Below are 25,533 nucleotides of genomic sequence, written 5' to 3' on the forward strand. Positions count from 1 at the left end.
CCTCATCTGAGGAGCGGGCCCGTCGTTCGTGAAAAGGTCAGCGACCGGCGGGCGGGATGTCGCGCCGACCGGCTGCGATGCGGTCCTCGTCGCCGGGAGCGGCGTCACTTCGACCGGAGCCGCCGCGCTGCTCCGCCTCGAGACGCTCCGCCTCCTCGCCGCTGATGGCCTCGCCCCGAGCGACGAGTCCCGCCTGATCCGACAGCGGGATCTGCTTGAGGAACAGCGAGAGCACCAGAGCGAGAGCGATGAAGGGCACCAGGTACCAGAAGACCGGTGCGAGGGCATCCGCGTAGGCCGTGACGATGCCGTCCCTGACCTCGTCCGGCAGCGAGTTCAACGTCGCGGGGTCGATCGTCGAGGCCGCCTGCGAGGCGGCATCCGGTGATGCTCCGGCGTCGGCGAAGACGCCGAGCAGGTTCTCGGTCAGGCGGGTCGTGAAGATCGTGCCGAAGACGGCGGTTCCGAGTGATGCACCCACTTCGCGGAAGTAGTTGTTCGTGCTCGTAGCTGTGCCGATCTCGCCGGCGGGGACGGCGTTCTGCACGACCAGCACGACGACCTGCATGATCAGGCCCAGACCGGCGCCGAACACGAAGAGGAAGGCGCAGATCAGCCAGATCGGCGTCTCGGCCGAGAGGGTGGTCATCGAGATCATCGCGATGCCCGTCAGGATCGTTCCGACGATCGGGTAGATCTTGTACTTCCCCGTCTTCGAGATCGCGATGCCCGAGAAGATCGACGTTCCGATCAGTCCCACCATCATCGGGATCATCAGCAGACCGGATGCGGCGGCCGACGTGCCCGACGACATCTGCAGGAACGTCGGGACGAACCCGATCGCCGCGAACATCCCGATGCCGAGCACGAGACCGATCGCGGTCGCGTTGACGAAGATCGGATTGCGGAAAAGGCTCAGCGGGATGATCGGGTCCTGCACCTTGGCCTCGGTGATGACGAATGCGGTCGCGGCCACGATGAGCCCGGCTCCCCAGGCCCATGTGGCGAGCGAATCCCAGCCGAACTCCTTGTCGCCGCCGAAGTCGGTGAAGAAGATCAGACAGGTCGTCGCCATCGAGAGGAAGATGACGCCGAAGATGTCGATCGGCTTCTGGGCCTTCTTGCTGGGCAGCTTCAACGCGACGAGGGCGATGATGAAGGCGGCGATTCCGACCGGGATGTTGATGTAGAACGCCCACTGCCAGGTGAGGTGGTCGACGAAGAACCCGCCGAGCAGGGGGCCGGCGACGGCCGACAGACCGAAAACGGCGCCCAGGGGACCCATGTACTTGCCGCGCTCGTTCGCGGGGACGATGTCGGCGATGATCGCCTGCGACAGGATCATCAGACCGCCGCCGCCGAGGCCCTGCAGTGCGCGGAAGATCACGAACATCCAGAAGTCGGTGGCGAAGGCGCAGCCGACGGACGCGAGCGTGAACAGCGCGATCGCGACGAGGAAGAGGTTGCGTCGGCCCAGGACGTCACCGAACTTGCCGTAGATGGGCATGACGATGGTGGTCGCGAGCAGATAGGCCGTGGTGATCCAGACCTGGTGGTCGACGCCGCCGAGCTGTCCGACGATGGTCGGCATGGCGGTCGAGACGATCGTCTGGTCGAGGCTCGAGAGCAGCATGCCCGCTATCAGGGCGCTGAAGATGATCCAGATGCGGCGCTTCGTGAGCAGGAAGGGCGCATCCTTGGTGGCGGTGGCGGACATTCAGTGGGCTTTCTGTGATGGTGCGAACACGGAGCGAGCGATCTCGAGGCGTCGGCTGACGAGGTCGCTGAAGGAGTCGGTCGAGTGGTGGTGCAGCAGCTGGTCCATGCACAGGCGCACCAGGGCGCTGACAGTGTGGACCATGACCTCGGCGCGCAGCGCGGCATCGTCGCCTCCACCGCTTCGCTGAACGACGAGCTCGCCGTCGCGCCTCTCGTTCTTCGCCAGCTGCTCGAATGCGGCCTTGAGCAGTCGAGGCTCCTGCTCGATCACCGCGAACAGCGCCGGTGCGTCGTCGAGGGGATTGAAGAGCTCGAATCGCGCGATCGTCAACCCGATGAAGTCGTCGAGCAGCTCGCCGTCCTGCGCGACGAAGGCGGCCTCGAGCGCTTCCTGTCGCGAGTCGATCGCGGCGAACCCGAAGACGGCGTTCTCCTTGCTCTCGAAGTAGTTGAAGAACGTACGCCGCGAGACGCCGACCGCAGAGCAGAGCTCCTCGACGGTGAAGCCGGCGAAACCGTGCTCGGTCGTCAGTCGGCGAGCCTCGTCGGTGAGTGCGCGGGACGTCTCCCTCTTGCGCTGCTCTCGCAATGAATCTGCACTCTCGCTCATGAAGTGCAATATTGCACTCTGAACCTAAGAGTGCACTGTGAGCTCCGTGCTCCGATCCTGTCGGTATGGGCTTCCTCCTCGGAGCTCTCCCCGCGCTCGTCGCCGAACTGGCCCCGAGCGATTCGACCGGGATCGCGGCCGGGGTCTACAACTCGCTGCGCACCCTCGGAGGGTCGGCTGCCGGCGCGGTGTTCGCCGTGCTGCTCGCGGGCTTCACCGCGTCCGGATCCCTCAGCTCGTCGATCGGCGGTTACATCACCATCTGGAGCGTCTGCGCCGGCGCGTTCATCATCTCCGCCCTCGCGCTCGCATTCATGCGGATGCCGCGCCTCACCGACTCCTCCGCACGAAAGGCCCACTCGTGAGCGCCCCCGATTTCGCGGCCGATGCCGTCGCGATCCTGCCCGACCTGGTCGCCCTGCGACGAGCTCTGCACGCCGACCCCGAGCTCGGACTCGACCTGCCGCGCACGCAGCAGAAGGTTCTCGATGCGCTCGAAGGACTGCCCCTCGAGATCACCACCGGCACGCGCACCACCTCGGTCGTGGCGGTTCTGCGCGGAGGGCGGCCGGGGCCCGCGGTGCTGCTGCGCGGTGACATGGACGCCCTGCCGATCGAGGAGACGACCGGTCTGGAGTTCGCCTCCACCAACGGCACCATGCACGCGTGCGGGCACGACCTGCACACCGCGGGCCTCGTGGGCGCGGCGAGGCTTCTCTCGGAGAGACGCGACGAGCTGCACGGCTCGGTGATCTTCATGTTCCAGCCGGGGGAGGAGGGACACGGGGGCGCGAAGGTCATGATCGAGGAGGGGCTGCTCGACGCCCACGGTGAACGTCCGGTCGCCGCGTATGCGATCCATGTCGCACCCGGTCCGCGCGGCCTCTTCGCGACGAGGAGCGGAGCGGTGGCCGCAGGATCCAACCAGCTCTTCGTCACGGTCGACGGCAGGGGAGGGCACGGTTCGCAGCCTCATCAGACGCTCGATCCGGTGCCCGCCGCGGCCGAGATCGTGCTGGCGCTCCAGAGCTTCGTGACGCGGCGGTTCGATGCCTTCGATCCCGTGGTGCTGTCGGTGACCCGGCTCTCGACGGGTGAGGGAGCGGTCAACGTCATCCCCGAGCAGGTCGAGCTCGCTGCGACCGTCCGCAACATGTCGCCCGCGTCGCTCGCGACCCTCCAGGAGGGGCTGCCTCGGGTGATCGAGGGGGTGGCGGCCGCGCACGGCCTCACCGCCGACGTGCGCTTCGACACGATGTATCCGGTGACCGTGAACGACCCCGCAGAGACGGCCGAGACCGTCGACGTGCTGCAGGGTGTCTTCGGCGAGCAGCGCGTCGTCATCATGCCGACGCCGATGATGGGATCAGAGGACTTCGCCTTCGTCCTCGACGAGGTGCCCGGCACGTTCATCGCGCTGATGACCTCGCCGCCCGACGCGGACCCGAGCACGATCGAGTGGAACCACTCGCCGAGGGTGCTGTTCGACGACGCGGTGCTCGGCGACCAGGCTGCGGCGCTGGCATCCGTCGCATTCGCCCGCACGGCTCGCTGACGTCCCCTCTCAGCGGAGGCCGCTCCCCGTCGGGGAGCGGCCTCCGTCATGAATGACGACCAATTTGTGACGAATCGTTCGTAGCATCCGTCTTAGTGGTGTCGCTGCACTGCGGCCCTCCCCGCAGGGGATCGGAACACACTGACGAAGGAGCACATGATGGCGAACGTCTCGAACGCACAGCAGCCCAAGGTCCAGGTCGCCCCGGCAGGTTCGACCGTCGCCTCGACGGGTGCGACGATCATCGAGAACGGCGTGGTCGCGAAGATCGCGGGAATCGCGGCTCGCGAGGTTCCCGGTGTGTACGCGCTCGGTGGCGGAGCCGCTCGCGCCGTCGGAGCCATCCGTGATGCTCTCAACTCCACCGACCTGACCCAGGGTGTCAGCGTCGAAGTGGGCGAGACGCAGGTCGCGGTCGACGTGACGATCGTCGCCGAGTACCCGGCGTCGTTGCAGAAGGTCGCGGACGATGTCCGCGCGGCGATCTCCGTCGCGATGAGCGAGTTCGTCGGCAAGCAGGCGGTCGAGGTCAACGTCACCATCAACGACGTCCACATCCCCTCCGATGACGCGTCGGACGACGACGGCGCCGCCGCCGACGACGCCGTGGAGACGCGTGTCCTGTGATCCATCGAGATGCGAACGAGTGATCGGATCAGCATCTCGTGACCTCGTGACCTCGTGATCGGATCGATGATCCGATCCGATCACGGGTCCGCTCCGAATCTATTCGGGGGAATGGAAAAGGGAGTCGACGCATGGCTGGGGAACGCTTTCGCTCTGCACTCGAGCAGGCCGACGACCGGATCGTCGCCGGTCGGGCGATGGATGGGGACGTCGCCGCATTCGCGGTGCTGGTGCGCAGGTACACGCCGATGATGCGCGCGTACACGCAGCGGATGCTGAACGCCTCGGCCGATGTCGACGACATCGTCCAGGAGACGTTCGTGACCGCGTGGCAGCGGTTCTCCGAACTGGACGACCCCGCGAAGGTCAAGAGCTGGCTGATGCGCATCGTGAGCCGCAAGGCGGTGGATCGCATCCGCGCACTGCGACCGATGATCGACGTCGACGACGTGGAGCAGGCCGCGCCGCCGCAGGGTGCTCCGGCGCGCGTCGTCGAGGCCCGCGCGGGGATCGAGGCGCTGGGGGCGGCGTTGCAGGAGCTGCCGGCCGCCCAGCGGGAGTGCTGGGTGCTCAGGGAGATGGGCGGGTACTCGTACGACGAGATCGCCGCCGAGCTCGACATATCGGTGTCGACGGCGCGTGGCCTTCTCGCCAGAGCCCGCAAATTCATGATCGTGCGAATGGAGGCCTGGCGATGAGCGATGATCAGGCGACCCCCGACGTCCGTCAGCTCGGTCTCGAACCGGGCGATCTCGACGGGCACACGCTCGAAGAGCTGAGCGACTATCTCGAAGCAGGGAGGGTTCCCCTCGACCCGTCGATCGAGGGCTCGCCGGGATGCCAGCTCGCTCTCGACGCACTCGAGCGGCTGCACGGCCTCGGCGGTCAGCTGATCGACGCCGATGCCGCCGCCATGCCCGAGGTCGATGACAGCTGGGTCGATCGCATCCTCTCGGGCATCGCCCTGGACGCCCGCGCCGGGCGTCGGATCCCGTTCGCAGAGACCGACCCCGCGGTCGACTTCGGAATCACCGAGGGTGCCGTCCGGGGCCTCATCCGCTCGGCGGAGAACGCTGTGCCCGGCATTCTGGTCGGGCGGTCGACACTCGACGGCGACGTCAGCGCCGTGGGCGAGCCGATCCGCATCGCGATCGAGGTCAACGCCGTCTACGGCGAGTCGATCCCGCAGGCGGTGGACCGGCTCCGCGAAGAGGTCGCCGAGCGTCTGCGGCGGCAGACGCCCCTCACGGTGACCGCGATCGACGTCACCGTGCGGGACATCCAGAGAATCAGCAGCGCGGCGGAGGAGACACCATGAGCGTTACCGATCCCACGGGACTCGCTGAGAGGTTCGAGGCGGCCGTGCTGGCCACTCCGGGTGTGCGCAGCGTCTACCGGGCGGGCTCACTGGTGTCGAATCTCGTCGGAGAAGGTGCGGTCGCGATCGGCATCAGCCGGGTCGACGAGCCGCTCGTGGCGGTTCGCGTCGCCGACGAGGGCGTCGTGGTCGAGGCATCGCTCGGCATCGAGTACTCGGCGAGTGCCGTCGAGCTGCTGCAGGACGTCCGCGCGGCCTTGGGGAAGGTCCTGGCGGAGGACGGGCTGGGGCCCGTCGAGATCGTGCTCACGATCGCGTATGTCCATCCTCGGGAGGCATCGTCGGACTGAGTCCGCGTGAGCGCGCTGAGGCGCCGGTCCTGGGTGAGGATCGGCGCCTCCTGGTGGGGCGGCCGGCCTGATGCCGAACGGCGGATCAGGCGATGGCGCGCAGGCCCTCGACGAGAGGCGTCGTGGGACGGCCGATGAGGCGCGCGAGCGTGCCGTCCGACTCGGAGAGCGCGCCCGACGCGATGCCGGCATCCAGAGCGACGACGAAGCCCGCCGTGCCCTCGTCGAGACCGGCCGCCTGGAGTCCGGCGAGCTGCTCGTCGGCCGTGAGCGGCTGATAGGTCACGTCGCGGCCGGAGACCTCCGCGATCGCGGCTGCGAGCTGGGTGTAGTCCCACGCGACGTCGCCGCCGAGTTCATACACCTGCCCGATGTGACCGTCTTCGAGCAGCACGACGGCTGCGGCCTCGGCGAAGTCCTTGCGGCTGGCCGACGCGACGCGGCCGTCGCCGGCTCCGGAGGCGAGCACTCCGGTCTCGGCTGCACGGGCGAGGTCAGCGGCGTAGTTCTCGGTGTACCAGTTGTTGCGCAGGATGACTGCCGGGAGACCGGACGCCGTGATGAGCTCCTCGGTGGCCTTGTGTTCGGGGGCGAGCACGAGATCGCTCGTCGTGGCCTTCGGAGCGCTGGTGTAGACGAACTTCGTGACACCGGCGGACCGGGCGGCGTCGATGACCGCCTGGTGCTGCGCGACGCGCTGCCCGACCTCGGAACCCGAGATCAGCAGGACGCTGTCCACGCCCTCGAGGGCGGAGGTGACGGAGGAGGGGTCGGTGTAGTCGAGCCGCGCGACCCGCACGCCGAGATCCTCGGCCTTCGCGACATCGCGGGCGCCGGCGATGATCGACTGCGGGTCGGCGCCGCGCTCGAGGAGGCTGGCGATGACGAGGCGTCCGAGGTTGCCGGTCGCACCGGTGACGAGGATGGTCATGGGGTGTCCTTTCGTAGGTGACAGAGGCGATAACCTGGCCACCGTGTCGGAACATTCCATACTGCGTGTACCCACTTTGAAGTAAGGTACCTACATGACGGTTAGTTATGCACAGATCCGTGAGTCGACTCCGCAGATCTTCGAGCCGGGATGCAGCACCCGCGTCATCCTCGACCACGTGATGAGCAAGTGGGGCGTGCTCGTGCTCTCGTCCCTCTCCGACGGCACCCATCGCTGGGGCGAACTGCGCCGCGAGGTCGGCGGCATCAGCGAGAAGATGCTCGCCTCGACCCTGCGAACCCTCGCCGACGACGGGCTGGTGCGTCGGGAGTCCTTCCCGACGGTGCCTCCGCACGTCGAGTACAGCCTGACTCCTCTCGGGCGGGATCTCATGGGGCGGATGCTGCCGCTCGTCGAGTGGGTCGCCGACCACGCCGACGGAATGATCGTTCGTGACTCACTCGACTGATTCCGTCGCTCAGTTGCGCAGACGCCCACGGAATCCGTCGGTATAAGAAAAGGATTGACGCGATATACGCGGTACCCGTATGTTCTGAGCATGTCAGCTACGACGCCGATCCATCTCGAACGCCCCGACGGCAAGGGCCTGGCCGCCGGCACCCTCGGTCTGTGGGGCTCGACCGTCATCGGCCTGGCCTCGACGGCCCCCGTCTACTCACTCGTCGCGACGCTCGGCTATGTGGTGCTGGCAGTCGGAGCTCAGGCACCGATCGCGTTCATCATCGCGTTCGTGCCGATGCTGCTGATCGCCTTCGCCTACCGTGAGCTGAACAACGCCGTCCCCGACTGCGGCACCACGTTCACGTGGGGGACGAAGGCGTTCGGTCCCTGGGTCGGCTGGATGGGCGGCTGGGGTGTCGCAGTCGCCGGCATGGTGGTGCTCGCCAACCTCGCCCAGATCGCATCGGTCTACTTCTGGTCCCTGATCGGGTTCGATCTCGAGAACAACGACTGGCGGATCGTCCTCGTCGCTGTGCTGTTCATCGCAGCGATGACCTGGGTCAGCTGGCGCGGCGTCGAGATCGGTGAGCGCATCCAGAACGTTCTGCTGGGCATCCAGTACCTCGCCCTGGCGATCTTCGTCGTCGCCGCTCTCTGGCAGTTCTTCGCGGGTACCGCCCCGAACCCGACGCCGTTCGAGATGGAATGGCTGAACCCGTTCGCGTTCACCAGCTGGCCCGGATTCACCGAGTCGATCCTGCTCGCTCTCTTCATCTACTGGGGCTGGGACACGTGCCTCGCGCTCAACGAGGAGACGAAGGATCCCAAGAAGATCCCCGGTCGCGCGGCGCTGCTGACGACCGTCATCCTCCTCGTCACCTACGTCGGCGTCACGATCGCCGCGATGATGTACGCCGGTCTCGGGTCGGAGGGCACCGGGCTCGGCAACGAGGCCAACGCCGACGACTTCTTCCTGGCGATCAAGGACGGCCTGCTCGGCCCGTTCGGCTGGGTGCTCGTGGTCGCCGTCGTGCTCTCGGCCATCTCGTCGACGCAGACCACGATCCTCCCCACCGCCCGCGGCACCCTCGCGATGGGCGTGTACCGCGCTCTGCCGGCGAAGTTCAAGGACGTGCACCCGACCTACAAGACTCCGTCCTTCTCGACCATCGTCATGGGGGTCGTGGCCATCGCGTACTACATCGGCATGACCCTGATCAGCGACGACATCCTCCAGGACTCGATCCTGTCGCTCGGTCTGGCGATCGCGTTCTACTACGCCATCACCGGGTTCGCCTGCGCCTGGTACTTCCGCAAGGACCTCACCCGCTCGGCGCGCGACTTCCTCTTCAAGGGGCTGTTCCCGGTGCTCGGCGCGGCCATGCTCACCTGGGCCTTCGTGCAGTCGGCGATCGACATGTGGGACGTGGACTACGGCTACACGGTGCTCTTCGGCATCGGCGGCACCTTCGTGATCGGCATCGGAGCGCTCGCGTTCGGCCTCGTGCTCATGTTCGTCTGGTACCTGTTCCCGCGGTCGAAGAGGTTCTTCCGCGGCGAGAGCCTCAACCGCGACACCCAGGTGATGGTGCCCGACGAGCCGGGCCTGATCCGCTCGATCGACGGCGGCATCTGAGCTGCGGCATCCTGTCCGAGCCGGATCGCGCGCGGGTACGCCCTAGGCTTTATCCGTGCGCATCCGGCTCGACATCGCCTACGACGGCACCCACTTCCGCGGGTGGGCCAAGCAGCCCACCCTGCGCACAGTGCAGGGGACTCTCGAGGCCGCGCTTGCTCGCATCGTCGGCTCCGAGGTGCAGTTCGTCGTCGCAGGACGGACGGATGCCGGGGTCCACGCCCTGGGTCAGGTCGCGCACGTCGACCTCGACGAGGAGCAGTGGGCCCGCATCGAGTCGCGTCAGGGTCGTGCGCCGCAGGACCCTGCGGCGTCGATCGCGCGACGGATGAGGGGAGTGCTGGGCGCCTACCCCGATGCGACCGTCACGCGCTCGTCCATCGCTCCCGCTGGATTCGACGCCCGATTCTCTGCGGTCTGGCGGCGTTACCGCTACCGTCTCGCCGACTCGACGGCGGGGTACGACCCTCTTCGGCGCCACGACACGACCGCGCACCGCGGCGTTCTCAACGACCAGGCGATGGATGCCGCGGCGCGGACGCTCATCGGACTCCACGATTTCGCGGCCTACTGCAAACCTCGCGAGGAGGCCACGACGATCCGGACGCTCCTCGACTACCGCTGGTCGAGGGACGCCGAGGGTGTGCTGGTCGCCGAGGTGAAGGCCGACGCGTTCTGCCACAGCATGGTGCGGGCCCTCGTGGGCGCGTGTGTCGCCGTGGGGGAAGGGCGTCTCGACATCGACGATCTGGTCGTGCTGCGCGACGCGCTCACCCGCACCAGCGAGTTCAAGGTCCTGGCGGCGCGGGGACTCACGCTCACCGAGGTCGGCTATCCCGCCGACGATCTGCTGTCGACCAGGGCGGAGCAGACGCGCGCCCGTCGTGACGGCACGAGCGCATGAGTCGGCGGGCTGCGATGTTCGTCGAAGTCACCTCCCCGGGCTGGGCGTTCTGGCGAGCGCTGGTCGACACCTGCATCGGGCTGATCGTCGGCACGCTCTACACGTTCGTCGGCATCATCGTGGTCGGCATCGTGGGGGAGGAGGCGCTGTCGTCCCTGTACTGGCAGATCGACCTCGACCCTCTGTTCCGAGCGAGCATGGGCGTCTTCCTGCTCGCGGCTGCGCTGCTGGCAGCCCTCGTCCCCGTCGTCGTGGTCGCCGAACGCTTCGCGGCACTGCGCGCCGTCGAAGCCGCTGCGCTCGAGAACCCGGATGCCGTGCCGCAGCACTCCCTGCGCCAGACGCTGCAGGCGTCACCGGCCGCACTCCTGCAGAAGACCGGCACGGTGATGTTCTGGTGCGTGGTGGGACTCGGCGCCCTCTTGGCGCTGGGGGTGCTCTTCACGGAAGATCTCCGTGAGGATGCGGTGAGCTGGGTCGCGCTCCTCGTCATCGCCGTGCTGGCCGCCGGCGCCGCGGCGGTGCGACGACTCGGGCGACGAGCCGTCGAGCGCGTTGGGCCGCGGATGAGCACGCAGTGGAGCCGGTGGAAGCGGCTGGTGCCGCTCGCGGAAAGGCGCGACGCCGACCGCAGGGACGCGGCGATGCGCACCGTCGTGCCCCGCTGGCTCGCGGTGCCGAGCGCGCGGACGGTCGGCCGGATCGCGAAGATCCTGCTGACGGCGACGCTCCTCTCGCTCGCGGCCTTCATGCTGTCGGTGTTCATGCGACAGCAGTGCCGCACCTGCGACCCGGTCTACTGGGACGAGCCCATCGAGAACGGCATCGATGTGCTGAGCCTGACCAGCGGCGCAGCGATCGCGATGTGCGCCGCCCTCGGCATCGTCGCCTGGCTCGGGGGAGTCGTCCTGCAGTTCTCGCGCGAGCGCGCGCTGGTGCGGTGGGTCTCGGACGGCGTGCCGCGTCGCGTCGACACGAGCCTGGTCGAGTCCCTGCTCGCGGGCAATCGGTCGATGGTCCGGCTGCAGATCGGTCTGTCCGTGGTCGGGGCGGGTGCTCTCATCGTGGGCACCGGCGCGATCTGGGCGGACTGGACGGCGTTGGACGCACGGTGGCCCCTCGTCGCCGCCGTCGTGCTGATCGCCTCGGGCTTCGTCATCGGCTGGGCGGATTCGCGCCGACGTCGCAGAGAGCGCCAGCTCGCGCGGGATGCACTGTTCCCCGGCGACGTCGGACGCCGCGGCGACGCGACGACGCGAGGGCGGGCGATTGCCACCGGAATCCAAGACTGACGCACTACCGTGAAGTGCGATGAAGGTCATCTCGTACAACTTGCAGAAGCACCGCGCCGCAGGAGAGCTCGCGGCGCTGGTCTCGACGCACGATCCTGACATCCTGTGCCTGCAGGAGTGCGATGTCGCGGACCTGCCGGAGACCATCGGAGACCTCACCCTCGCAGATGCGACACAGGGCAACCGGCTGGGACTCGCGATGTTCTATCGCGCGAGCGAGTTCCACCTGCAGGGCATCCGCACGATCGAGCTGAAGAAGTCGCTGCACGACCGCATCGCCAAGCCCGCGCACGAGCGGGTCCTGGGCGCACGGCTGCGGGACATCGACGCGGGGCGCGAGTTCATCGCCGCGTCGTTCCATGCGGCGCCGCTCACGGCCCTGAACTCCCTGCGGCGGCATCAGATCCGGGCGGCGCTCACCGAGCTGGCGACGCTCGGCGAGGGACTGCCGCAGCTGATGGTCGGCGACTACAACTACCCCGTGTTCAAGGAGAACCTCGGTCAGACGATCCGCGAACACGGATACGCGCTGACACTGAGCGACGATCACACCTACACCCGGTACCGCGTGTTCCGCGGCCACTACGACTTCGCCACCTCTGTCGGCTTCGAGATCCAGCGGGTCACCACGCTCCCGCAGGGGATGAGCGACCACCGTCCGATCCTGGTGACCACCCGCTTCGACTGACCGCCGACCGGCCCGGTTTGGGAGAACGCTCGGAATGACGTAAGCTGTCACTTTGGTACTCGACTGCCGAGTGCCACGAACGTGAGCCCTCCACTGGCGTGTTCCTCCCTGTAGGGAAGAACCACCCCGGAGTGGGATTCACGAACTTCTCCGTTCGAACAAGAAAGCAGCACTATCGTGACGCGCACTTACACCCCTAAGGCCGGCGAGGTCCAGCGTGACTGGGTCGTCATCGACGCCACTGACGTCGTTCTCGGCCGTCTGGCCTCGCACGCCGCTACGCTCCTGCGTGGCAAGCACAAGCCCACCTTCGCCAACCACATCGACTCGGGTGACTTCGTCATCATCGTGAACGCCGACAAGGTCGCGCTCACCGGTCAGAAGCTCCAGAAGAAGCTGGCCTACCGCCACTCGGGTTACCCGGGCGGCCTGAAGTCGGTCACCTACGCCGAGCTCATGGAGAAGAACCCGGTCCGTGCTGTCGAGAAGGCCATCCGTGGCATGCTTCCCAAGAACAGCATCGGCCGTCAGCAGCTGTCGAAGCTCAAGGTCTACGTCGGTGGAGAGCACCCGCACGCCGCTCAGCAGCCGAAGACGTACACCCTCGACCAGGTCGCCCAGTAAGCGCCGTAAAGACTTAAGGACATACTCGTGGCTGACATCCAGGACACCACCGAAAACCCCCAGAACTTCTCGACGTCGACTCCCGAGACCGACGCAGTCGAGGCGGCTCCCCGCCCCGTGCTGAGCGTCCCGGGTGCCGCTGTCGGCCGTCGCAAGCAGGCCATCGCCCGCGTGCGTCTCGTCCCCGGCTCGGGAACGATCACGGTCAACGGCCGCACGCTCGAGGACTACTTCCCGAACAAGCTGCACCAGCAGCTGATCAACGACCCGTTCACCATCCTCAACCTCGCCGGCGGCTACGACGTCATCGCGCGCATCTCGGGCGGTGGCCCCTCGGGCCAGGCCGGTGCACTGCGTCTCGGCATCGCTCGTTCGCTCAACGGCATCGACGAGGAGAACAACCGTCCGACCCTGAAGAAGGCCGGCTTCCTGTCGCGCGACGCTCGCGTCAAGGAGCGCAAGAAGGCTGGACTCAAGAAGGCCCGCAAGGCGCCTCAGTACTCGAAGCGTTAAGGTCCACCGCTCCGATGCCGATCTTTGGCACGGACGGCGTGCGAGGGCTTGCCAATGGCATCCTCACCGCCGACCTCGCGCTCACCCTGGCCCAGGCGACTGCTGTCGTCCTGGGCCAGGGCCGTACTGCTGAGGCTCGTAAAGCCGAAGGCAAGCGACTCACTGCAGTCGTGGCCCGCGACCCCCGGGTCTCCGGTCACTTCCTGACCGCTGCCGTCTCCGCAGGACTCGCATCCTCCGGCGTCGACGTGCTCGAGGCCGGAGTGATCCCGACGCCGGCTCTCGCGTTCCTCGTCGCCGACCGCGACGCCGACTTCGGTGTGATGATCTCGGCCTCGCACAACGCGGCACCCGACAACGGGATCAAGATCTTCGCCCGCGGCGGCGTGAAGCTGCCCGATGTCGTCGAGCAGCGGATCGAAGAGGCCATGGCCGGCGAGAAGCTGCGTCCGACCGGTGCCGGCGTGGGCAGGATCATCCGATTCTCCGACGCCGAAGACCGCTACGTCGTCCACCTGCTCGGCTCGCTGCCGAACCGACTCAACGGCATCAAGGTCGTGCTCGACTGCGCCCACGGCGCCGCATCCGGCGTCTCGCCGGAGACCTTCCGCGATGCCGGGGCCGATGTCACCGTGATCGGTGCCGATCCGGACGGCTGGAACATCAACGACGGCGTCGGTTCGACGCACCTCGACCAGCTCGCCGAGGCTGTCGTCCGTCTCGGTGCCGACATCGGGATCGCGCATGACGGCGATGCCGATCGATGCCTGGCTGTCGACGCTCAGGGCAACGTCATCGACGGTGATCAGATCATGGCGATCCTCGCGGTCGCGATGAAGGAACGCGGTCACCTCACCGACGACACCCTCGTCGCCACCGTGATGAGCAATCTCGGTCTGCACATCGCCATGCGCGAGCAGGGGATCACGGTTCGACAGACCGCGGTGGGCGACCGCTACGTCCTCGAGGACATGAACCGGGGCGGCTACGCCCTGGGCGGAGAGCAGTCCGGACACGTCATCATGAGCGAGTTCGCGACCACCGGTGACGGTCTGCTCACAGGGCTCCACCTCGTCGCCGAGATGGCGCGCCAGAACAAGACGATCGCCGAGCTCGCGAGCGTGATGACCGTCTACCCGCAGGTGCTGATCAACGTCCGCGACGTCGACAAGGACGCGCTCGAGTCCGATGCCGTCGTGCAGCAGGCCGTTCGCGAGGTCGCAGCCGAACTCGGCGAGACGGGCCGGGTGCTCCTGCGCAAGTCGGGCACCGAGGCGCTCGTCCGAGTCATGGTCGAGGCACCGGATGCGGAATCCGCGCAGTCGTACGCGGACCGCCTCGTCGATGTGGTGCGGGAGCGCCTCTCCCTCTGAACCGTCGAGCGCGCCGTGCGGCACCGACCCCTGGTCAGTCGCGCGGCGCGCTCCAGTTCAACTGCTCGATGTATCTCAGCAGCACGCCCTCGCGCAGCGCCCACGGCGATACTTCGAGCTCGTCGACGTCGAGCGCCGTCATTGCCGTGTGCAGCGATACGGCGGCGGCGACGATCTGGAACGTGCGATCCGCCGTGATCCCGGGCAGCTCCTGCCGCGCGGATGCGGGCAGGCGAGCGAGTCGAGGGATCCACGATCCCAGCGCTGCTCGCGGCAGCACCATGCGCTGGATCCCCGACCATCCGGGAACCGGATAGCCGGCCAGTCGAGCCAGAGATCGGATCGCCTTCGAGGAGCCGACGACGTGATCGGGCCGCGGGAGCGCGGTGAATCGGGGAAGCACCTCGGCAAGGGTGGCGCTCGCGTGCTCGCGAAGCCGCTCGACGTCGTCTTCGCCCGGCGGGTCCTGCGGAAGGAACTGCACGGTCATCCGACCGGCTCCGAGTGGGACGGATGCCGCGGCGTCGGGAAGCTCGTCGCCGCCCGCCGCGACCTCGAGCGATCCGCCGCCGATGTCGAGGAGAAGGAGCTGGCCTGCCGACCAGCCGAACCAGCGCCGAACGGCGAGGAAGGTGAGTTCGGCCTCGGTCTCTCCATCGAGCACCTGCAGAGGCTGGCCGAGGGCGGCTTCGATGCGGGCGATCACGTCGGCGCCGTTCCGGGCGTCGCGCACCGCACTCGTCGCGGTGGCGAGCAGCTCATCGACCCGCTCGGCTTCCGCGACCGCGCGCGCCTGGGCCACGGCCGCTTCGAGTGCGCGCACCCCCTCTTCCGAGATTGATCCGTCATCCGTGAGGTAGCGCATCAGGCGCAGGACGGTGCGGTCGCTGGTGGTCGCCAGCGGCCTGCCGCCGGGGCGGACGTCGGCGGCGAGCATGTGGACGGTGTTGGAACCGATGTCGAGTACTCCCAGGCGCACGGATAGAGACTACTCGTGCGCCGTTACGATGTATCCGTGACCACCGCCGACCCCACGCTGCCGCTGTCTCCGTATCGCGAGATCGGGCGCGATGAATGGGCGCGATTGGCGGCGGGACTCGACCAGCCGCTCACCGAGACCGAGGTCGTCGAACTCCGGGGCATCGGCGACCGGCTCGACCTTGCCGAGGTGCGCGAGGTCTATCTGCCGCTCAGTCGACTGCTGAGCCTCTACGCGACGGCCACCAAGCGGCTGGGCGCCGCGACCAGCTCGTTCCTTCAGGAGGACGATTCCACGACCCCGTTCGTGGTCGGAGTCGCCGGCTCGGTCGCCGTCGGCAAGTCGACGATCGCCCGTCTGCTGCGCGAGCTGATGAGCCGCTGGCCGGGCACCCCTCGCGTCGAGCTCGTGACGACGGACGGGTTCCTGCATTCGAATGCCGAGCTCGAGCGCAGGGGCCTGATGGAGCGCAAGGGTTTTCCGGAGTCCTACGACCGGAGGGCGCTGCTCGAGTTCCTCACCGAGGTGAAGAGCGGTGCGGCAGAGGTGCGGGCGCCGTTCTACTCGCACATGCGCTACGACATCGTCCCCGACGCCCATGTGGTCGTCCGTCGCCCCGACGTCGTGATCGTCGAGGGCCTGAACGTCCTCCAGCCGCCGCCCGCCCCCAATGACGTGGCCGTCAGCGACCTCTTCGACTTCTCGATCTTCGTCGACGCCGACACCTCGCACATCGAGAAGTGGTACGTCGATCGGTTCCTCGCACTGCGCCAGGGCGCGTTCTCGAATCCCTCGTCCTACTTCAACGTCTTCGCCCACTTGACCGATGACGAGGCGATCACGACGGCTCTCGGCTATTGGAACGAGATCAACATGCCGAACCTGGTCGAGAACGTGATGCCGACCAAGCATCGCGCGCGTCTCGTGCTCAACAAGGGCGTCGACCACAGCGTCGAGAGCGTGCTCCTGCGGAAGCTCTGACCGGTCGGCTATTTCGTTCGGAACCTTCGCAAAAAGCCCGCCTTACTCTTGACGACATGTGTGGAATCGTCGGATACGTGGGCCCGCGGCCCAGCCAGGACATCCTGCTCGCAGGCCTCGCCCGTCTCGAGTACCGCGGGTATGACTCCGCGGGTGTCGCCGTCATCGACGGCGACGGTTCCCTCGGGATGCGCAAGAAGGCGGGAAAGCTCGCCATGCTGCGCGATTCGCTGAAGGATGCCGAGCTGTCGGACGGCAACACGGGCATCGGGCACACCCGCTGGGCCACCCACGGTGGGCCCACCGACGAGAATGCGCACCCGCATCTCGCCGATGACGACAAGCTCGCCGTGATCCACAACGGCATCATCGAGAACTTCGCCTCGCTCCGCGACGAGCTGCTCGCCGATGGCGTCAGCTTCCGCAGCGAGACCGACACCGAGGTCGCTGCCGCGCTGCTCGGCCGCGAGTACCGCAACAACGGCGGAGACCTGCAGGGCGCGTTCCGCGCCGTCGTCAACCGCCTCGAGGGCGCTTTCACCCTGCTCGCGATGCATCAGGACCACCCGGGCCTGGTCGTGGGTGCTCGCCGCAACTCGCCCCTGGTGATCGGCCTCGGCGAGGGTGAGAACTTCCTCGGCTCCGACGTCGCCGCGTTCATCGAGCACACCCGCAAGGCACTGGCCATCGGCCAGGACCAGATCGTCTCGATCACCCCGGACGCCGTCACCGTCACCGACTTCGCCGGCACGCCTGTCGAGGCCGAGCCGTTCGACGTCTCGTGGGACGCCGCCGCCGCCGAGAAGGGCGGCTGGTCGAGCTTCATGGCCAAGGAGGTCGCCGAGCAGCCCGAGGCGGTCGCTAACACGATCCGTGGCCGCATCCAGGGCGACCAGGTCGTGATCCCCGAGCTCGACGGGCTCGACGACCTGTTCCTCGGCATCAACCGCATCATCATCACCGCCTGCGGTACGGCCGCGTACTCGGCGCTCGTCGGCAAGTACGCGATCGAGCAGTGGGCGCGGGTCCCCGTCGACGTCGAGCTGGCGCATGAGTTCCGCTACCGCGACCCGGTGATCGGCGACGACACCCTCGTGATCTCGATCAGCCAGTCCGGTGAGACGATGGACACGTTGATGGCCGTCAAGTACGCGAGGGAGCGCGGCGCGCGCACCCTCTCCATCTGCAACACGCAGGGTGCGACGATCCCTCGCGAGTCCGATGCGGTGGTCTACACCCACGCCGGGCCCGAGGTCGCAGTGGCGTCGACGAAAGCCTTCTCGGCGCAGATCACCGCTCTGCTGCTGCTCGGCCTGCACGTGGGGCGCGTGCGCGGCTCCGTCCAGGATGCGTCGGTCGACGTCGCCGAGCTCACCGCCCTTCCCGAGAAGATCGCCAAGGTCCTCGAGAGCGAGCAGGAGCATGTCACCCAGCTCGCGAGCTGGATGGCCGACACCCGTTCGGTGCTGTTCCTCGGTCGTCACGTGGGCTTCCCGATCGCACTCGAAGGCGCGTTGAAGCTCAAGGAGATCTCGTACATCCACGCGGAGGGCTTCGCCGCCGGCGAGCTGAAGCACGGCCCGATCGCACTGATCGAGCCCGGACAGCCCGTCTTCGTGCTAGTGCCGTCGCCTCGGCACTCGGCTGTGGTCCACTCCAAGGTCGTCTCGAACATCCAGGAGATCCGCGCTCGCGGAGCTCGGGTGATCGTGGTGGCGGAAGAGGGCGATGCGGCCGTGCTGCCGTTCGCCGACGAGGTCATCCGCATCCCGCTCGCCGGCGCGATGTTCGAGCCGCTGCTCGCTGTCGTCCCGCTGCAGATCTTCGCGATGGCGCTCGCCACGGCCAAGGGGCTCGACGTCGACCAGCCGCGCAACCTCGCCAAGTCCGTCACCGTCGAGTAAGCGTCGTCGGCCTCGGGAGGCGGCTCGTCGAGACACGTCACCCATCCGGGGCACGGGCGGCGTGCAGAGGCTGGGCCGACCGATTCGGGATGCCGCGACTAGGCTGAACTGGTGATCATCGGGACCGGCATCGACCTCGTGGACATCCCGCGGTTCGAGCGGACGATGGAGCGCACGCCGCGGCTTCTGGAGCGGCTGTTCGCGCCGGGGGAGCGGGGTCTCAGACTGCCGTCGCTCGCCGCGCGCTATGCCGCGAAGGAAGCCCTGATCAAGACGCTCGGCGGCTCTGACGGCGTGCACTGGATCGAGATCGAGATCGCCTCCGAGGCATCCGGCCGCCCGCATTTCGTGCTCTCCGGTTCCACCGCCGACGTCGTCGCAGAGCGCGGGATCACCCGACTGCACCTGACCCTCACCCATGACGCGGGGCTCGCCGCAGCGTTCGTGGTCGCCGAAGGAGAGCCGCTGTGACCGTTCCGTTCCGCGAAGCCCGCATCGAGCTGGATGCCATCAGCGACAACGTCCGCCATTTCCGCAGACTCACCGGCGTGCAGGTCATCGCCGTCGTGAAGGCGAACGCCTACGGCCACGGGGCTGCCGCGACTGCCGTCGCCGCCCTCGCCGGGGGTGCCACTCGTCTGGGGGTCGCCGAGATCCCTGAGGCGCTCGAACTTCGTCGTCAGGGCATCACCGCTCCGATCGTCGCCTGGCTGCACGCGCCGGGCGAGCGTTTCGACCAGGCTGCGGCGCACGACATCGAGGTGGGAATCTCGTCGTTCGACCAGCTCGAAGCGGCGGGAGCGGTCGCCTCGGTCGACCGCCCGGTCGGCGTGCACCTCAAGTTCGAGACCGGGCTGTCGCGCAACGGCATCGCCCCGGCGGACTGGCGTCGTGTGCTCGCCGAAGCCGCGCGCCTCGAACGCATCGGGCGGCTGCGCATCGTCGGGCTCTTCAGCCACCTCTCGAACACGTCGCCCCAGGACGACCGTGAGGCACTCGCGAAGTTCGAGGAGGCGGTCACGGCGGCGGCGTCGTTCGGCATCCATCCCGAGATCCGGCACATCGCGGCGACAGCGGCCGCGATCGACCTGCCGGAGATGCGTCTGGACGCCGTGCGCATCGGCATCGGCATCTACGGCCTCTCGCCGTTCGACGACCGCTCTTCTGCGGAGCTGGGGCTTCGCCCGGCCATGACGCTGCGGGGGGCGATCGCCGCCGTCCGCCGCGTGCCGGCCGGCGCCGGGGTGTCGTACGGATACGACCACCGCACCTCCCGCGACACGACGCTGGTGCTCGTCCCGCTGGGATACGCCGACGGCGTGCCGCGCCACGCATCCGGGCGCCTGCCCGTATCGATCGCCGGGCGCCGATACACGAACGTCGGCCGCATCGCCATGGACCAGTTCGTCGTGGACGTCGGGGACGCCCCGGTGTCGATCGGCGACGAGGTCGTGCTGTTCGGCGACCCGACGCTCGGCGTGCCCTCGGCATCGGAGTGGGCGAACGCCGCATCGACCATCGACTACGAGATCGTGACGCGCATCGGCGCCCGTGTTCCCCGGCGGTCGGCATGAGCGTCGACCCGTCCTTCCTGGGGCGCCGCGAGATCGAGACCTCGGACGCGATGGAGCAGCTCGGCTTCCGCATCGGCGAGCAGCTCGAAGCGGGCGACCTGCTGATCCTCACCGGCCCGCTCGGCGCAGGCAAGACGACGTTCACCCGCGGACTCGCGGAGGGTCTGGGCGTACGCGGCCCCGTGCAGAGCCCCACCTTCGTGATCGCCCGCACGCACCCCTCGCTCGTCGGACGCGCGCCGCTCGTGCACGTCGACGCCTACCGGCTCGGCTCAGGGGCAGAGCTCGACGATCTCGACCTCGACCTCGCACGATCGGTCGTGGTGATCGAGTGGGGACGCGGGATGGCCGAGGACCTGGCCGAGACCTGGTGGGACATCGAGCTGGAGCGTCCCGTCGGCGGTGACGACGAGCTCGACCCCTCGGAGCTCGACGCCGACGCACCGCGGCACGTGTCGATCACGCGTGGCGGACGCTCAGCGATCACCGGCTGAACGACGACTACCCTGGAGAGGTGATCCTCGCCGTCGACACCTCCCTGGGCACCGCCGTCGCCCTCATCGACGATGACGGCACGCGTCTGTCAGACGCCTCGGCCGCCGATCCGCTCCGTCACGCGGAGGTCATCGGCGAGCTGCTCGTGCGGGCCCTCGACGCGTCCGGATCAGGCCCGATCGATCATGTGGTGGCCGGTATGGGCCCGGGGCCGTTCACCGGACTCCGCATCGGCATCGCGACGGCACGCACGTTCGCGCTGGGGCGTGGCATCCCCGTCGTCCCCGTGCCGAGCCACTTCGCCGCAGCGCTCACGGCCGTCGACCATCACGCCGTGACCGGGCCGTTCGCCATCGTCACCGACGCCCGCCGCCGAGAGGTCGCCATCACCGTCTTCGACGGAACGGATGCCGACGGCATCCCGCACGTCATCACGGACACCGTGCTGGTCGCACGCGTCGACGCCGACGAGCACCTCCAGGGGATCCGCCGTATCGATGTGGAGACGCTGTCGGGCGTCGATCTGGCTCGCGTGGGCGCGAGGGCGTTGGCTGCCGGGCGCACACTCGCGGGCACCGAGCCGATCTATCTGCGTCAGCCCGACGTCACCGTGCCGGGAGCGCCCAAGAAGGTGGGGTCATGACGCTGCGCGACGCGACGCCAGACGATCTCGACGCCATCATGGCGATAGAGCACCGCTCGTTCCCCACCGACGCGTGGAGCTCGGAGGCGATGGCCCTGGAGCTCGCGAGCCCGCACGGACGCTATCTGGTCGACGAGCAGGACGGCGCGATCATCGGCTACGGCGGAGTCCGTGCACTGCAGGGGTCGAGTGACGCCGACATCCAGACCATCGCGTTCGACGTCGAGCACCGCGGTCGCGGTCGCGGCCGGGCGCTTCTGCGGTCCCTTCTCGATGCCGCGGTGGAACGCGGAGCCAGAGAGGTCTTCCTCGAGGTGCGGGCAGACAACCCCGGTGCCGAGGGGCTGTACCGCTCGGAGGGGTTCGAGGAGATCGGACGTCGCCCCCGCTACTACCAGCCCGACGACGTCGACGCGATCGTGATGCGCCTCGCCCTGCAGCAACCGCGCTCCGAGCATCGAGATGAGACGGCGTCGGATGCCGCGAAGGAGGCGACCTCATGACCGAGCCGCTGGTGCTGGGCATCGAGACGAGCTGCGACGAGACCGGCATCGGGATCGTCCGCGGACGCACGCTGCTCTCGAACACGATCGCGTCGAGCATGGACGAGCACGCCCGCTACGGCGGAGTGGTTCCCGAGGTCGCCGCCCGCGCCCATCTCGAGGCGCTGCAACCCTCGATCGACGCCGCCCTGGCCGAGGCCGGCGTGCGGCTCGGCGACCTCGACGCGGTGGCCGTCACGAGCGGACCCGGCCTCGCGGGAGCGCTCATGGTCGGCGTCGGCGCCGCCAAGGGGCTGGCGGTGTCGCTCGACAAGCCGCTGTACGCGGTCAATCACCTGGTCGGACACATCGCCGCCGACATCCTGACTCCCGACTCCGAGCCGCTGGAGTACCCGACGATCGCGCTGCTGGTATCGGGCGGGCACACCTCGCTGCTGCACGTGCGCGATCTCACGACCGACGTCGAGATGCTGGGCGAGACCATGGACGATGCCGCGGGGGAGGCGTTCGACAAGGTCGCCCGACTGCTGTCGCTGCCGTACCCCGGCGGACCCGAGATCGATCGAGCGGCACTCGACGGAGATCCGAACGCGATCCGCTTCCCTCGAGGGCTTTCGCGCGCCTCCGACCTCGCGAAGCACCGTTACGACTTCTCCTTCTCCGGGCTCAAGACCGCTGTCGCGCGCTGGGTCGAGCGCTGCGAGGCAGACGGCGTTCCCGTGCCCGTCGCCGACGTCGCCGCGAGCTTCCGTGAGGCGGTCGTCGATGTGCTCGTGACGAAGGCGCTCGCCGCGTGCGCAGACCTCGGCGTGCCCCGCCTGCTGCTCGGTGGAGGAGTGATCGCCAACCGACGACTCCGCGAGGTCGCCCTCGCGAGGGCGGAGAAGGCCGGCGTGACGGTGCGCATCCCGCCGTTGTCGCTGTGCACCGACAACGGCGCGATGATCGCGGCGCTCGCCGCGGAGCTCATCGCGTCCGGCCGTCGCCCGTCGACGCTGGCGTTCGGAGCCGACTCGACGCTTCCCGTCACCGAGATCCAGGTCGACGAGCGCGTCGCGGTGATGTGATGAGCGACGTGCCTCGCACTCCGGATAGGGCGGGTGCAGAACCGGGGCCCGCCTCGAGTGCCGCGGTGCCGCCGACCAGGATCGAGCGCCCGAGCGGCGAGGTCGAGCATCCGGCGGGGTCGGCACGCATACCCGGGTCGCGCCGCGAGGGATACACGAAGCTCCCCACCGGCCCGGTCGGAGTCGAGCCGGTGGTCGTCACGGGGCCAGTCGCCGAGGACATCGGTCGGGAGGGCGACTGGGAGCCGGCGACGGGCACGTCCGCCGTGGACGACACCCGCCTCGCTCCCTGGGCGCTGATGGCGGCGGTCGTCGCCTTGGCCGCGTCGTTCTTCGTCGGTTGGGGCATCCCGATCGCCATCGTCGCCGTGATCGCGTCGATCATGTCGCTGCGCCGACCGGTCGAGAGCCGCGCCATCGCTCGTTGGGCGCTCGTTCTCGGTCTGTGTGCGACCGTCTACAGCCTCGGCTGGCTCGTCTGGGCCGGGATGCAGTTCGAGAGACTCGGATAGCCGATGCTCGACGCGGACCGATCCGTCGAGCTGCGCGCGCTCCAGGCGCGGGCGTACGGCCGTGCGGGGTCGTTGAGCGCGGCGGATGCAGCGCGGCTGCGCGAGCTGGAATCCGCGAAGACGCGTCTGGCGGGGCCGCCGGCGACGAGAAGTCCGGAGACGCGTGCGCCGGACCCTGCGCAGGCTCCGCGGGGCGTTGCCGAGGAGGAGGGGAGCGCGTCACCTCCCGACCCGGCCGTGGACATCGAGGCCCAGGGCGGGTCCCCGCGCATCGCGCTGCGACACCATCGGCGTCTCGCGGTCGCGGTCGCCACGGCCTTCGCGGTCATCGGCCTCGCGCTGGGCTGGCTTCTCTTCACCGACCGGGGTCCCGCGCCGATGCAGCTCAGCGCCCAGCAGGAGGAGTGGCAGAGCGCGATCGTCGCATCGGGGGACTTCGACCCGGGGTCGGTGCGGGCCATGGCGGAGGAAGAAGGCGTCGTGATCTGGTTCGCGACGAAGAACGAGAGCGCTGACGTGTGCCTGGTGCTCGGACACGAGGACGCGACGGCTCCCGCGTGCACGACGCGGGAGCAGGCCGTGGTCCAGGGCGTGAATGCCACTCTCACGAAACCCGTGAGCCAGAGTCAGACTTATGACGTCGAGGCGCAGATGTTCCTCACGCCGGCCGGCCAGCCGGCGGTCGTCACCCGCAGCTACATTACCTCGCCGCAGTCCACGGCGATGTTCGCCAGCCCCGACGAGGCGGAGGCGGCGACCGCCCTCGCCGAGCGGACGGGACTGGACCGGCGGACGATCCTGGTCGCCGGCTACGACGACGACGTGCCGATCTGGACGGGGATCGACATGTCCACGCAGAGGTACTGTCTCGTCTACGACGGGTCGATGCCCGACCCTCCGATGGCCTGCGATGACAGCATCATGCTCGCCGACGCGGACAGGACGCTCGTGCTCGACGTCGTGGGTGAGGGGAAGACGACCCGCTACGAGTACCGGTTCGGCTACGGTCAGCAGTACCTGACCGTGACGAAGGGCTGGGAGGGCGAGGATGCTGCAGGAGAGTGACTCTGCCGAGCTGCGCGCACTGCAGGTCAAAGCGTACGGCCGCGACGGTGGCCTGACCGAGGCCGAGGCGGCGAGGCTGAGAGAGCTCGAATCGCTGCGCGGCGAGCCTGGCAGGCCTGACCGGGTCGACCCTGGCCCGCGTGACCGGGTCGACGCGCCGGTCGGGCAGGGACCGGCCCACGAGCTGCCGACGTCGGAGAAGCCGTTCCGTGACGGTCAGGCACCCGTCGCCGACGCTTCCCCCAGCGCGCCCGGCGAACACGCGGACGACGGAAGTCAGTCCACCGAGACCGGAGGCCTCCGCGCGGCATTCCGTCAGCACTGGAAGGCGGTCGCCGCGGCATCTGCACTTCTGCTCGTGATCGGTCTCGGCACCGGCTGGGCGCTCTTCGGGCGTTCCGGCGATGCCGTCGCGTTGACTTCCGCGCAGCAGGAGCGGCGCGCGGAATTGCAGGCCGAGGGCGGGTTCGACCCGGGCAGTCTGCGCGCGATCGGACAGGACGAGGACGCCCTCGTCTGGTACGCGACGAAGGACGACGGCGAGACGGTGTGCCTGACGCTCGACGCCGCCGACAAGTCGTCGGATCAGTGCCAGCCCGCGGCCGATCTCGACAACGGGAACGGCATCGGCCTGAACGCGAGCGTCGCGGTGCCAGGGGAGGGGGACGAGGGCCTCGAGGAGATCTGGGCGTCCGCCGCGCGAGCGATGAACGGGGAGGTCGTCGGCATCATCCAGCGATGGCGTTCGGACGAGAACTCCTGGCTGTCGCAGTTCCAGGGCGACGAGCGGGAACGCGCCGAGCAGCTGGTCCAGGAGGGTTTCGAAGAGTTCTCCTTCTCGGTCGTCGGGTACTTCCGCGATGCCCCGGTCTGGCGCGCACAGCGCGTCGAGAGCGACGACATCCAGGACTGCCTCATCGTCGATGCCGTCCAGGCCGTCGAATGCCGCCCGGCGAGCGAGGGACAATCGTCGGCGGACGTCATCGAGGTCGCCGGAACCGTCGTGGACGAGGCCGGAGGGATGATCTCCGACTGGAGCGTGCGTCTCGCGTACACGTTGAACGGCATGCCCTACCTCGTGGTGTCCGGAGACAGCACGACGGCGACGGCTGAGCAGACGGTGAGGCCCGGTGAGACACTCGAGCTCGGCGGCGAATACCAGGATCCGATCCAGGTCGACATCCCGTCCGACGACTCCGAGGGCTAGG

General features: G+C 68.4%; 29 protein-coding genes. 25 read left to right on the plus strand and 4 right to left on the minus strand.

Annotation, left to right across the window (positions count from 1 at the left end):
* Positions 1-37: 37 nt before the first annotated feature.
* A complete protein-coding gene (locus LQZ85_RS13385) occupies positions 38-1,717 on the minus strand; it encodes an MDR family MFS transporter (protein ID WP_056277215.1) in 1,680 nt (559 codons plus the stop codon).
* Positions 1,718-2,329 carry a TetR/AcrR family transcriptional regulator gene (locus LQZ85_RS13390; protein WP_230101007.1) on the minus strand — a complete coding sequence of 204 codons (612 nt, stop codon included), beginning with the start codon at positions 2,327-2,329 and terminating at the stop codon, positions 1,718-1,720. It lies immediately after the preceding gene.
* 65 nt (positions 2,330-2,394) lie between these two features.
* Between LQZ85_RS13390 and LQZ85_RS13395 the strand changes: the two genes are divergently transcribed.
* The 6 genes from LQZ85_RS13395 (at position 2,395) to LQZ85_RS13420 (ending at position 6,179) form a co-directional block, all read left to right on the plus strand.
* Positions 2,395-2,694 (plus strand): hypothetical protein, encoded by a 300-nt coding sequence (locus LQZ85_RS13395; RefSeq protein WP_056277217.1) that lies wholly within the window; start codon positions 2,395-2,397, stop codon positions 2,692-2,694.
* A complete protein-coding gene (locus LQZ85_RS13400) occupies positions 2,691-3,884 on the plus strand; it encodes a M20 family metallopeptidase (protein ID WP_056277219.1) in 1,194 nt (397 codons plus the stop codon). The genes LQZ85_RS13395 and LQZ85_RS13400 overlap by 4 nt, the downstream gene beginning before the upstream one ends.
* A gap of 159 nt (positions 3,885-4,043) precedes the next feature.
* Complete coding sequence (locus tag LQZ85_RS13405) at positions 4,044-4,511, plus strand: Asp23/Gls24 family envelope stress response protein (RefSeq protein ID WP_082586538.1); 468 nt, start codon at positions 4,044-4,046, stop codon at positions 4,509-4,511.
* Between the two features lie 131 nt (positions 4,512-4,642).
* Complete coding sequence (locus LQZ85_RS13410) at positions 4,643-5,209, plus strand: sigma-70 family RNA polymerase sigma factor (RefSeq protein WP_056277222.1); 567 nt, start codon at positions 4,643-4,645, stop codon at positions 5,207-5,209.
* Positions 5,206-5,829 (plus strand): Asp23/Gls24 family envelope stress response protein, encoded by a 624-nt coding sequence (locus tag LQZ85_RS13415; RefSeq protein WP_056277225.1) that lies wholly within the window; start codon positions 5,206-5,208, stop codon positions 5,827-5,829. Before LQZ85_RS13410 ends, LQZ85_RS13415 begins: the two co-directional genes overlap by 4 nt.
* Positions 5,826-6,179, plus strand: a complete 354-nt coding sequence (locus LQZ85_RS13420) for a hypothetical protein (RefSeq protein ID WP_056277230.1) — start codon at positions 5,826-5,828, stop codon at positions 6,177-6,179. The genes LQZ85_RS13415 and LQZ85_RS13420 overlap by 4 nt, the downstream gene beginning before the upstream one ends.
* Positions 6,180-6,264: 85 nt before the next feature.
* Here LQZ85_RS13420 and LQZ85_RS13425 read toward each other — a convergent pair whose 3' ends face one another.
* Positions 6,265-7,110, minus strand: coding sequence for an SDR family oxidoreductase (locus LQZ85_RS13425; protein WP_056277233.1), 846 nt, complete (start codon positions 7,108-7,110; stop codon positions 6,265-6,267).
* A gap of 94 nt (positions 7,111-7,204) precedes the next feature.
* Here LQZ85_RS13425 and LQZ85_RS13430 point away from each other — a divergent pair, with 94 nt between their 5' ends.
* From LQZ85_RS13430 to glmM, 8 genes are all read left to right on the plus strand, one after another.
* Entirely contained in the window at positions 7,205-7,579 is a 375-nt protein-coding gene (locus LQZ85_RS13430; RefSeq protein ID WP_053098935.1) for a helix-turn-helix domain-containing protein, read from the plus strand.
* A gap of 90 nt (positions 7,580-7,669) precedes the next feature.
* The gene (locus LQZ85_RS13435) at positions 7,670-9,208 is read left to right on the plus strand and encodes an APC family permease (RefSeq protein ID WP_053098936.1); all 1,539 of its coding nucleotides are present in this window, start codon (positions 7,670-7,672) and stop codon (positions 9,206-9,208) included.
* A gap of 55 nt (positions 9,209-9,263) precedes the next feature.
* A complete protein-coding gene (gene truA, locus LQZ85_RS13440; protein ID WP_056277236.1) occupies positions 9,264-10,112 on the plus strand; it encodes a tRNA pseudouridine(38-40) synthase TruA in 849 nt (282 codons plus the stop codon).
* Positions 10,109-11,404 (plus strand): hypothetical protein, encoded by a 1,296-nt coding sequence (locus LQZ85_RS13445; RefSeq protein WP_230101008.1) that lies wholly within the window; start codon positions 10,109-10,111, stop codon positions 11,402-11,404. Before truA ends, LQZ85_RS13445 begins: the two co-directional genes overlap by 4 nt.
* Before the next feature lie 19 nt (positions 11,405-11,423).
* A complete protein-coding gene (locus LQZ85_RS13450) occupies positions 11,424-12,092 on the plus strand; it encodes an endonuclease/exonuclease/phosphatase family protein (RefSeq protein WP_056277241.1) in 669 nt (222 codons plus the stop codon).
* Between the two features lie 177 nt (positions 12,093-12,269).
* Entirely contained in the window at positions 12,270-12,716 is a 447-nt protein-coding gene (rplM, locus tag LQZ85_RS13455; RefSeq protein WP_045253410.1) for a 50S ribosomal protein L13, read from the plus strand.
* A gap of 27 nt (positions 12,717-12,743) precedes the next feature.
* Positions 12,744-13,229 carry a 30S ribosomal protein S9 gene (rpsI, locus tag LQZ85_RS13460; RefSeq protein WP_042539158.1) on the plus strand — a complete coding sequence of 162 codons (486 nt, stop codon included), beginning with the start codon at positions 12,744-12,746 and terminating at the stop codon, positions 13,227-13,229.
* A gap of 14 nt (positions 13,230-13,243) precedes the next feature.
* Positions 13,244-14,602 (plus strand): phosphoglucosamine mutase, encoded by a 1,359-nt coding sequence (gene glmM, locus LQZ85_RS13465; protein WP_053098940.1) that lies wholly within the window; start codon positions 13,244-13,246, stop codon positions 14,600-14,602.
* Positions 14,603-14,636: 34 nt separating this feature from the next.
* Here glmM and LQZ85_RS13470 read toward each other — a convergent pair whose 3' ends face one another.
* Positions 14,637-15,581, minus strand: coding sequence for an exopolyphosphatase (locus tag LQZ85_RS13470; protein WP_053098941.1), 945 nt, complete (start codon positions 15,579-15,581; stop codon positions 14,637-14,639).
* 36 nt (positions 15,582-15,617) lie between these two features.
* On the opposite strand from LQZ85_RS13470, the gene coaA reads away from it, so the two are divergent.
* The 11 genes from coaA (at position 15,618) to LQZ85_RS13525 (ending at position 25,532) form a co-directional block, all read left to right on the plus strand.
* Positions 15,618-16,562, plus strand: coding sequence for a type I pantothenate kinase (gene coaA / locus LQZ85_RS13475; RefSeq protein ID WP_056277244.1), 945 nt, complete (start codon positions 15,618-15,620; stop codon positions 16,560-16,562).
* Positions 16,563-16,618: 56 nt separating this feature from the next.
* Positions 16,619-18,466, plus strand: a complete 1,848-nt coding sequence (glmS, locus tag LQZ85_RS13480; protein ID WP_053098943.1) for a glutamine--fructose-6-phosphate transaminase (isomerizing) — start codon at positions 16,619-16,621, stop codon at positions 18,464-18,466.
* A 111-nt stretch (positions 18,467-18,577) separates the two neighbouring features.
* A complete protein-coding gene (locus LQZ85_RS13485) occupies positions 18,578-18,937 on the plus strand; it encodes a holo-ACP synthase (RefSeq protein ID WP_056277247.1) in 360 nt (119 codons plus the stop codon).
* On the plus strand, positions 18,934-20,040 hold the full coding sequence (alr, locus tag LQZ85_RS13490; RefSeq protein WP_056277250.1) for an alanine racemase: 1,107 nt from the start codon (positions 18,934-18,936) through the stop codon (positions 20,038-20,040). The genes LQZ85_RS13485 and alr overlap by 4 nt, the downstream gene beginning before the upstream one ends.
* A complete protein-coding gene (gene tsaE / locus LQZ85_RS13495) occupies positions 20,037-20,534 on the plus strand; it encodes a tRNA (adenosine(37)-N6)-threonylcarbamoyltransferase complex ATPase subunit type 1 TsaE (protein ID WP_053098946.1) in 498 nt (165 codons plus the stop codon). Before alr ends, tsaE begins: the two co-directional genes overlap by 4 nt.
* 20 nt (positions 20,535-20,554) lie before the next feature.
* Complete coding sequence (gene tsaB / locus LQZ85_RS13500; protein WP_056277254.1) at positions 20,555-21,178, plus strand: tRNA (adenosine(37)-N6)-threonylcarbamoyltransferase complex dimerization subunit type 1 TsaB; 624 nt, start codon at positions 20,555-20,557, stop codon at positions 21,176-21,178.
* Positions 21,175-21,681 (plus strand): ribosomal protein S18-alanine N-acetyltransferase, encoded by a 507-nt coding sequence (rimI, locus tag LQZ85_RS13505; protein ID WP_056277256.1) that lies wholly within the window; start codon positions 21,175-21,177, stop codon positions 21,679-21,681. Before tsaB ends, rimI begins: the two co-directional genes overlap by 4 nt.
* Positions 21,678-22,748 (plus strand): tRNA (adenosine(37)-N6)-threonylcarbamoyltransferase complex transferase subunit TsaD, encoded by a 1,071-nt coding sequence (gene tsaD / locus LQZ85_RS13510; RefSeq protein WP_056277258.1) that lies wholly within the window; start codon positions 21,678-21,680, stop codon positions 22,746-22,748. Before rimI ends, tsaD begins: the two co-directional genes overlap by 4 nt.
* Positions 22,748-23,260, plus strand: a complete 513-nt coding sequence (locus tag LQZ85_RS13515) for a hypothetical protein (RefSeq protein ID WP_056277261.1) — start codon at positions 22,748-22,750, stop codon at positions 23,258-23,260. Before tsaD ends, LQZ85_RS13515 begins: the two co-directional genes overlap by 1 nt.
* 3 nt (positions 23,261-23,263) lie before the next feature.
* Complete coding sequence (locus LQZ85_RS13520; RefSeq protein ID WP_056277263.1) at positions 23,264-24,325, plus strand: hypothetical protein; 1,062 nt, start codon at positions 23,264-23,266, stop codon at positions 24,323-24,325.
* Positions 24,309-25,532, plus strand: a complete 1,224-nt coding sequence (locus LQZ85_RS13525; RefSeq protein WP_056277266.1) for a hypothetical protein — start codon at positions 24,309-24,311, stop codon at positions 25,530-25,532. Before LQZ85_RS13520 ends, LQZ85_RS13525 begins: the two co-directional genes overlap by 17 nt.
* The last annotated feature ends 1 nt before the right edge of the window (position 25,533 follow it).

Source organism: Microbacterium sp. Bi98, assembly GCF_918698045.1.
Taxonomy (GTDB): Bacteria; Actinomycetota; Actinomycetes; order Actinomycetales; family Microbacteriaceae; genus Microbacterium.

Excerpts from the sequence above, each read along its gene's own strand:
- LQZ85_RS13385 (WP_056277215.1), bottom strand. The coding sequence starts at position 1,717 with ATGTCCGCCACCGCCACCAAGGATGCGCCCTTCCTGCTCACGAAGCGC.
- LQZ85_RS13390 (WP_230101007.1), bottom strand. The coding sequence starts at position 2,329 with ATGAGCGAGAGTGCAGATTCATTGCGAGAGCAGCGCAAGAGGGAGACG.
- LQZ85_RS13395 (WP_056277217.1), top strand. The coding sequence starts at position 2,395 with ATGGGCTTCCTCCTCGGAGCTCTCCCCGCGCTCGTCGCCGAACTGGCC.
- LQZ85_RS13405 (WP_082586538.1), top strand. The coding sequence starts at position 4,044 with ATGGCGAACGTCTCGAACGCACAGCAGCCCAAGGTCCAGGTCGCCCCG.
- LQZ85_RS13410 (WP_056277222.1), top strand. The coding sequence starts at position 4,643 with ATGGCTGGGGAACGCTTTCGCTCTGCACTCGAGCAGGCCGACGACCGG.
- LQZ85_RS13415 (WP_056277225.1), top strand. The coding sequence starts at position 5,206 with ATGAGCGATGATCAGGCGACCCCCGACGTCCGTCAGCTCGGTCTCGAA.
- LQZ85_RS13420 (WP_056277230.1), top strand. The coding sequence starts at position 5,826 with ATGAGCGTTACCGATCCCACGGGACTCGCTGAGAGGTTCGAGGCGGCC.
- LQZ85_RS13425 (WP_056277233.1), bottom strand. The coding sequence starts at position 7,110 with ATGACCATCCTCGTCACCGGTGCGACCGGCAACCTCGGACGCCTCGTC.
- LQZ85_RS13430 (WP_053098935.1), top strand. The coding sequence starts at position 7,205 with ATGACGGTTAGTTATGCACAGATCCGTGAGTCGACTCCGCAGATCTTC.
- LQZ85_RS13435 (WP_053098936.1), top strand. The coding sequence starts at position 7,670 with ATGTCAGCTACGACGCCGATCCATCTCGAACGCCCCGACGGCAAGGGC.
- LQZ85_RS13445 (WP_230101008.1), top strand. The coding sequence starts at position 10,109 with ATGAGTCGGCGGGCTGCGATGTTCGTCGAAGTCACCTCCCCGGGCTGG.
- LQZ85_RS13450 (WP_056277241.1), top strand. The coding sequence starts at position 11,424 with ATGAAGGTCATCTCGTACAACTTGCAGAAGCACCGCGCCGCAGGAGAG.
- glmM (WP_053098940.1), top strand. The coding sequence starts at position 13,244 with ATGCCGATCTTTGGCACGGACGGCGTGCGAGGGCTTGCCAATGGCATC.
- glmS (WP_053098943.1), top strand. The coding sequence starts at position 16,619 with ATGTGTGGAATCGTCGGATACGTGGGCCCGCGGCCCAGCCAGGACATC.
- tsaE (WP_053098946.1), top strand. The coding sequence starts at position 20,037 with ATGAGCGTCGACCCGTCCTTCCTGGGGCGCCGCGAGATCGAGACCTCG.
- rimI (WP_056277256.1), top strand. The coding sequence starts at position 21,175 with ATGACGCTGCGCGACGCGACGCCAGACGATCTCGACGCCATCATGGCG.
- tsaD (WP_056277258.1), top strand. The coding sequence starts at position 21,678 with ATGACCGAGCCGCTGGTGCTGGGCATCGAGACGAGCTGCGACGAGACC.
- LQZ85_RS13515 (WP_056277261.1), top strand. The coding sequence starts at position 22,748 with ATGAGCGACGTGCCTCGCACTCCGGATAGGGCGGGTGCAGAACCGGGG.
- LQZ85_RS13520 (WP_056277263.1), top strand. The coding sequence starts at position 23,264 with ATGCTCGACGCGGACCGATCCGTCGAGCTGCGCGCGCTCCAGGCGCGG.
- LQZ85_RS13525 (WP_056277266.1), top strand. The coding sequence starts at position 24,309 with ATGCTGCAGGAGAGTGACTCTGCCGAGCTGCGCGCACTGCAGGTCAAA.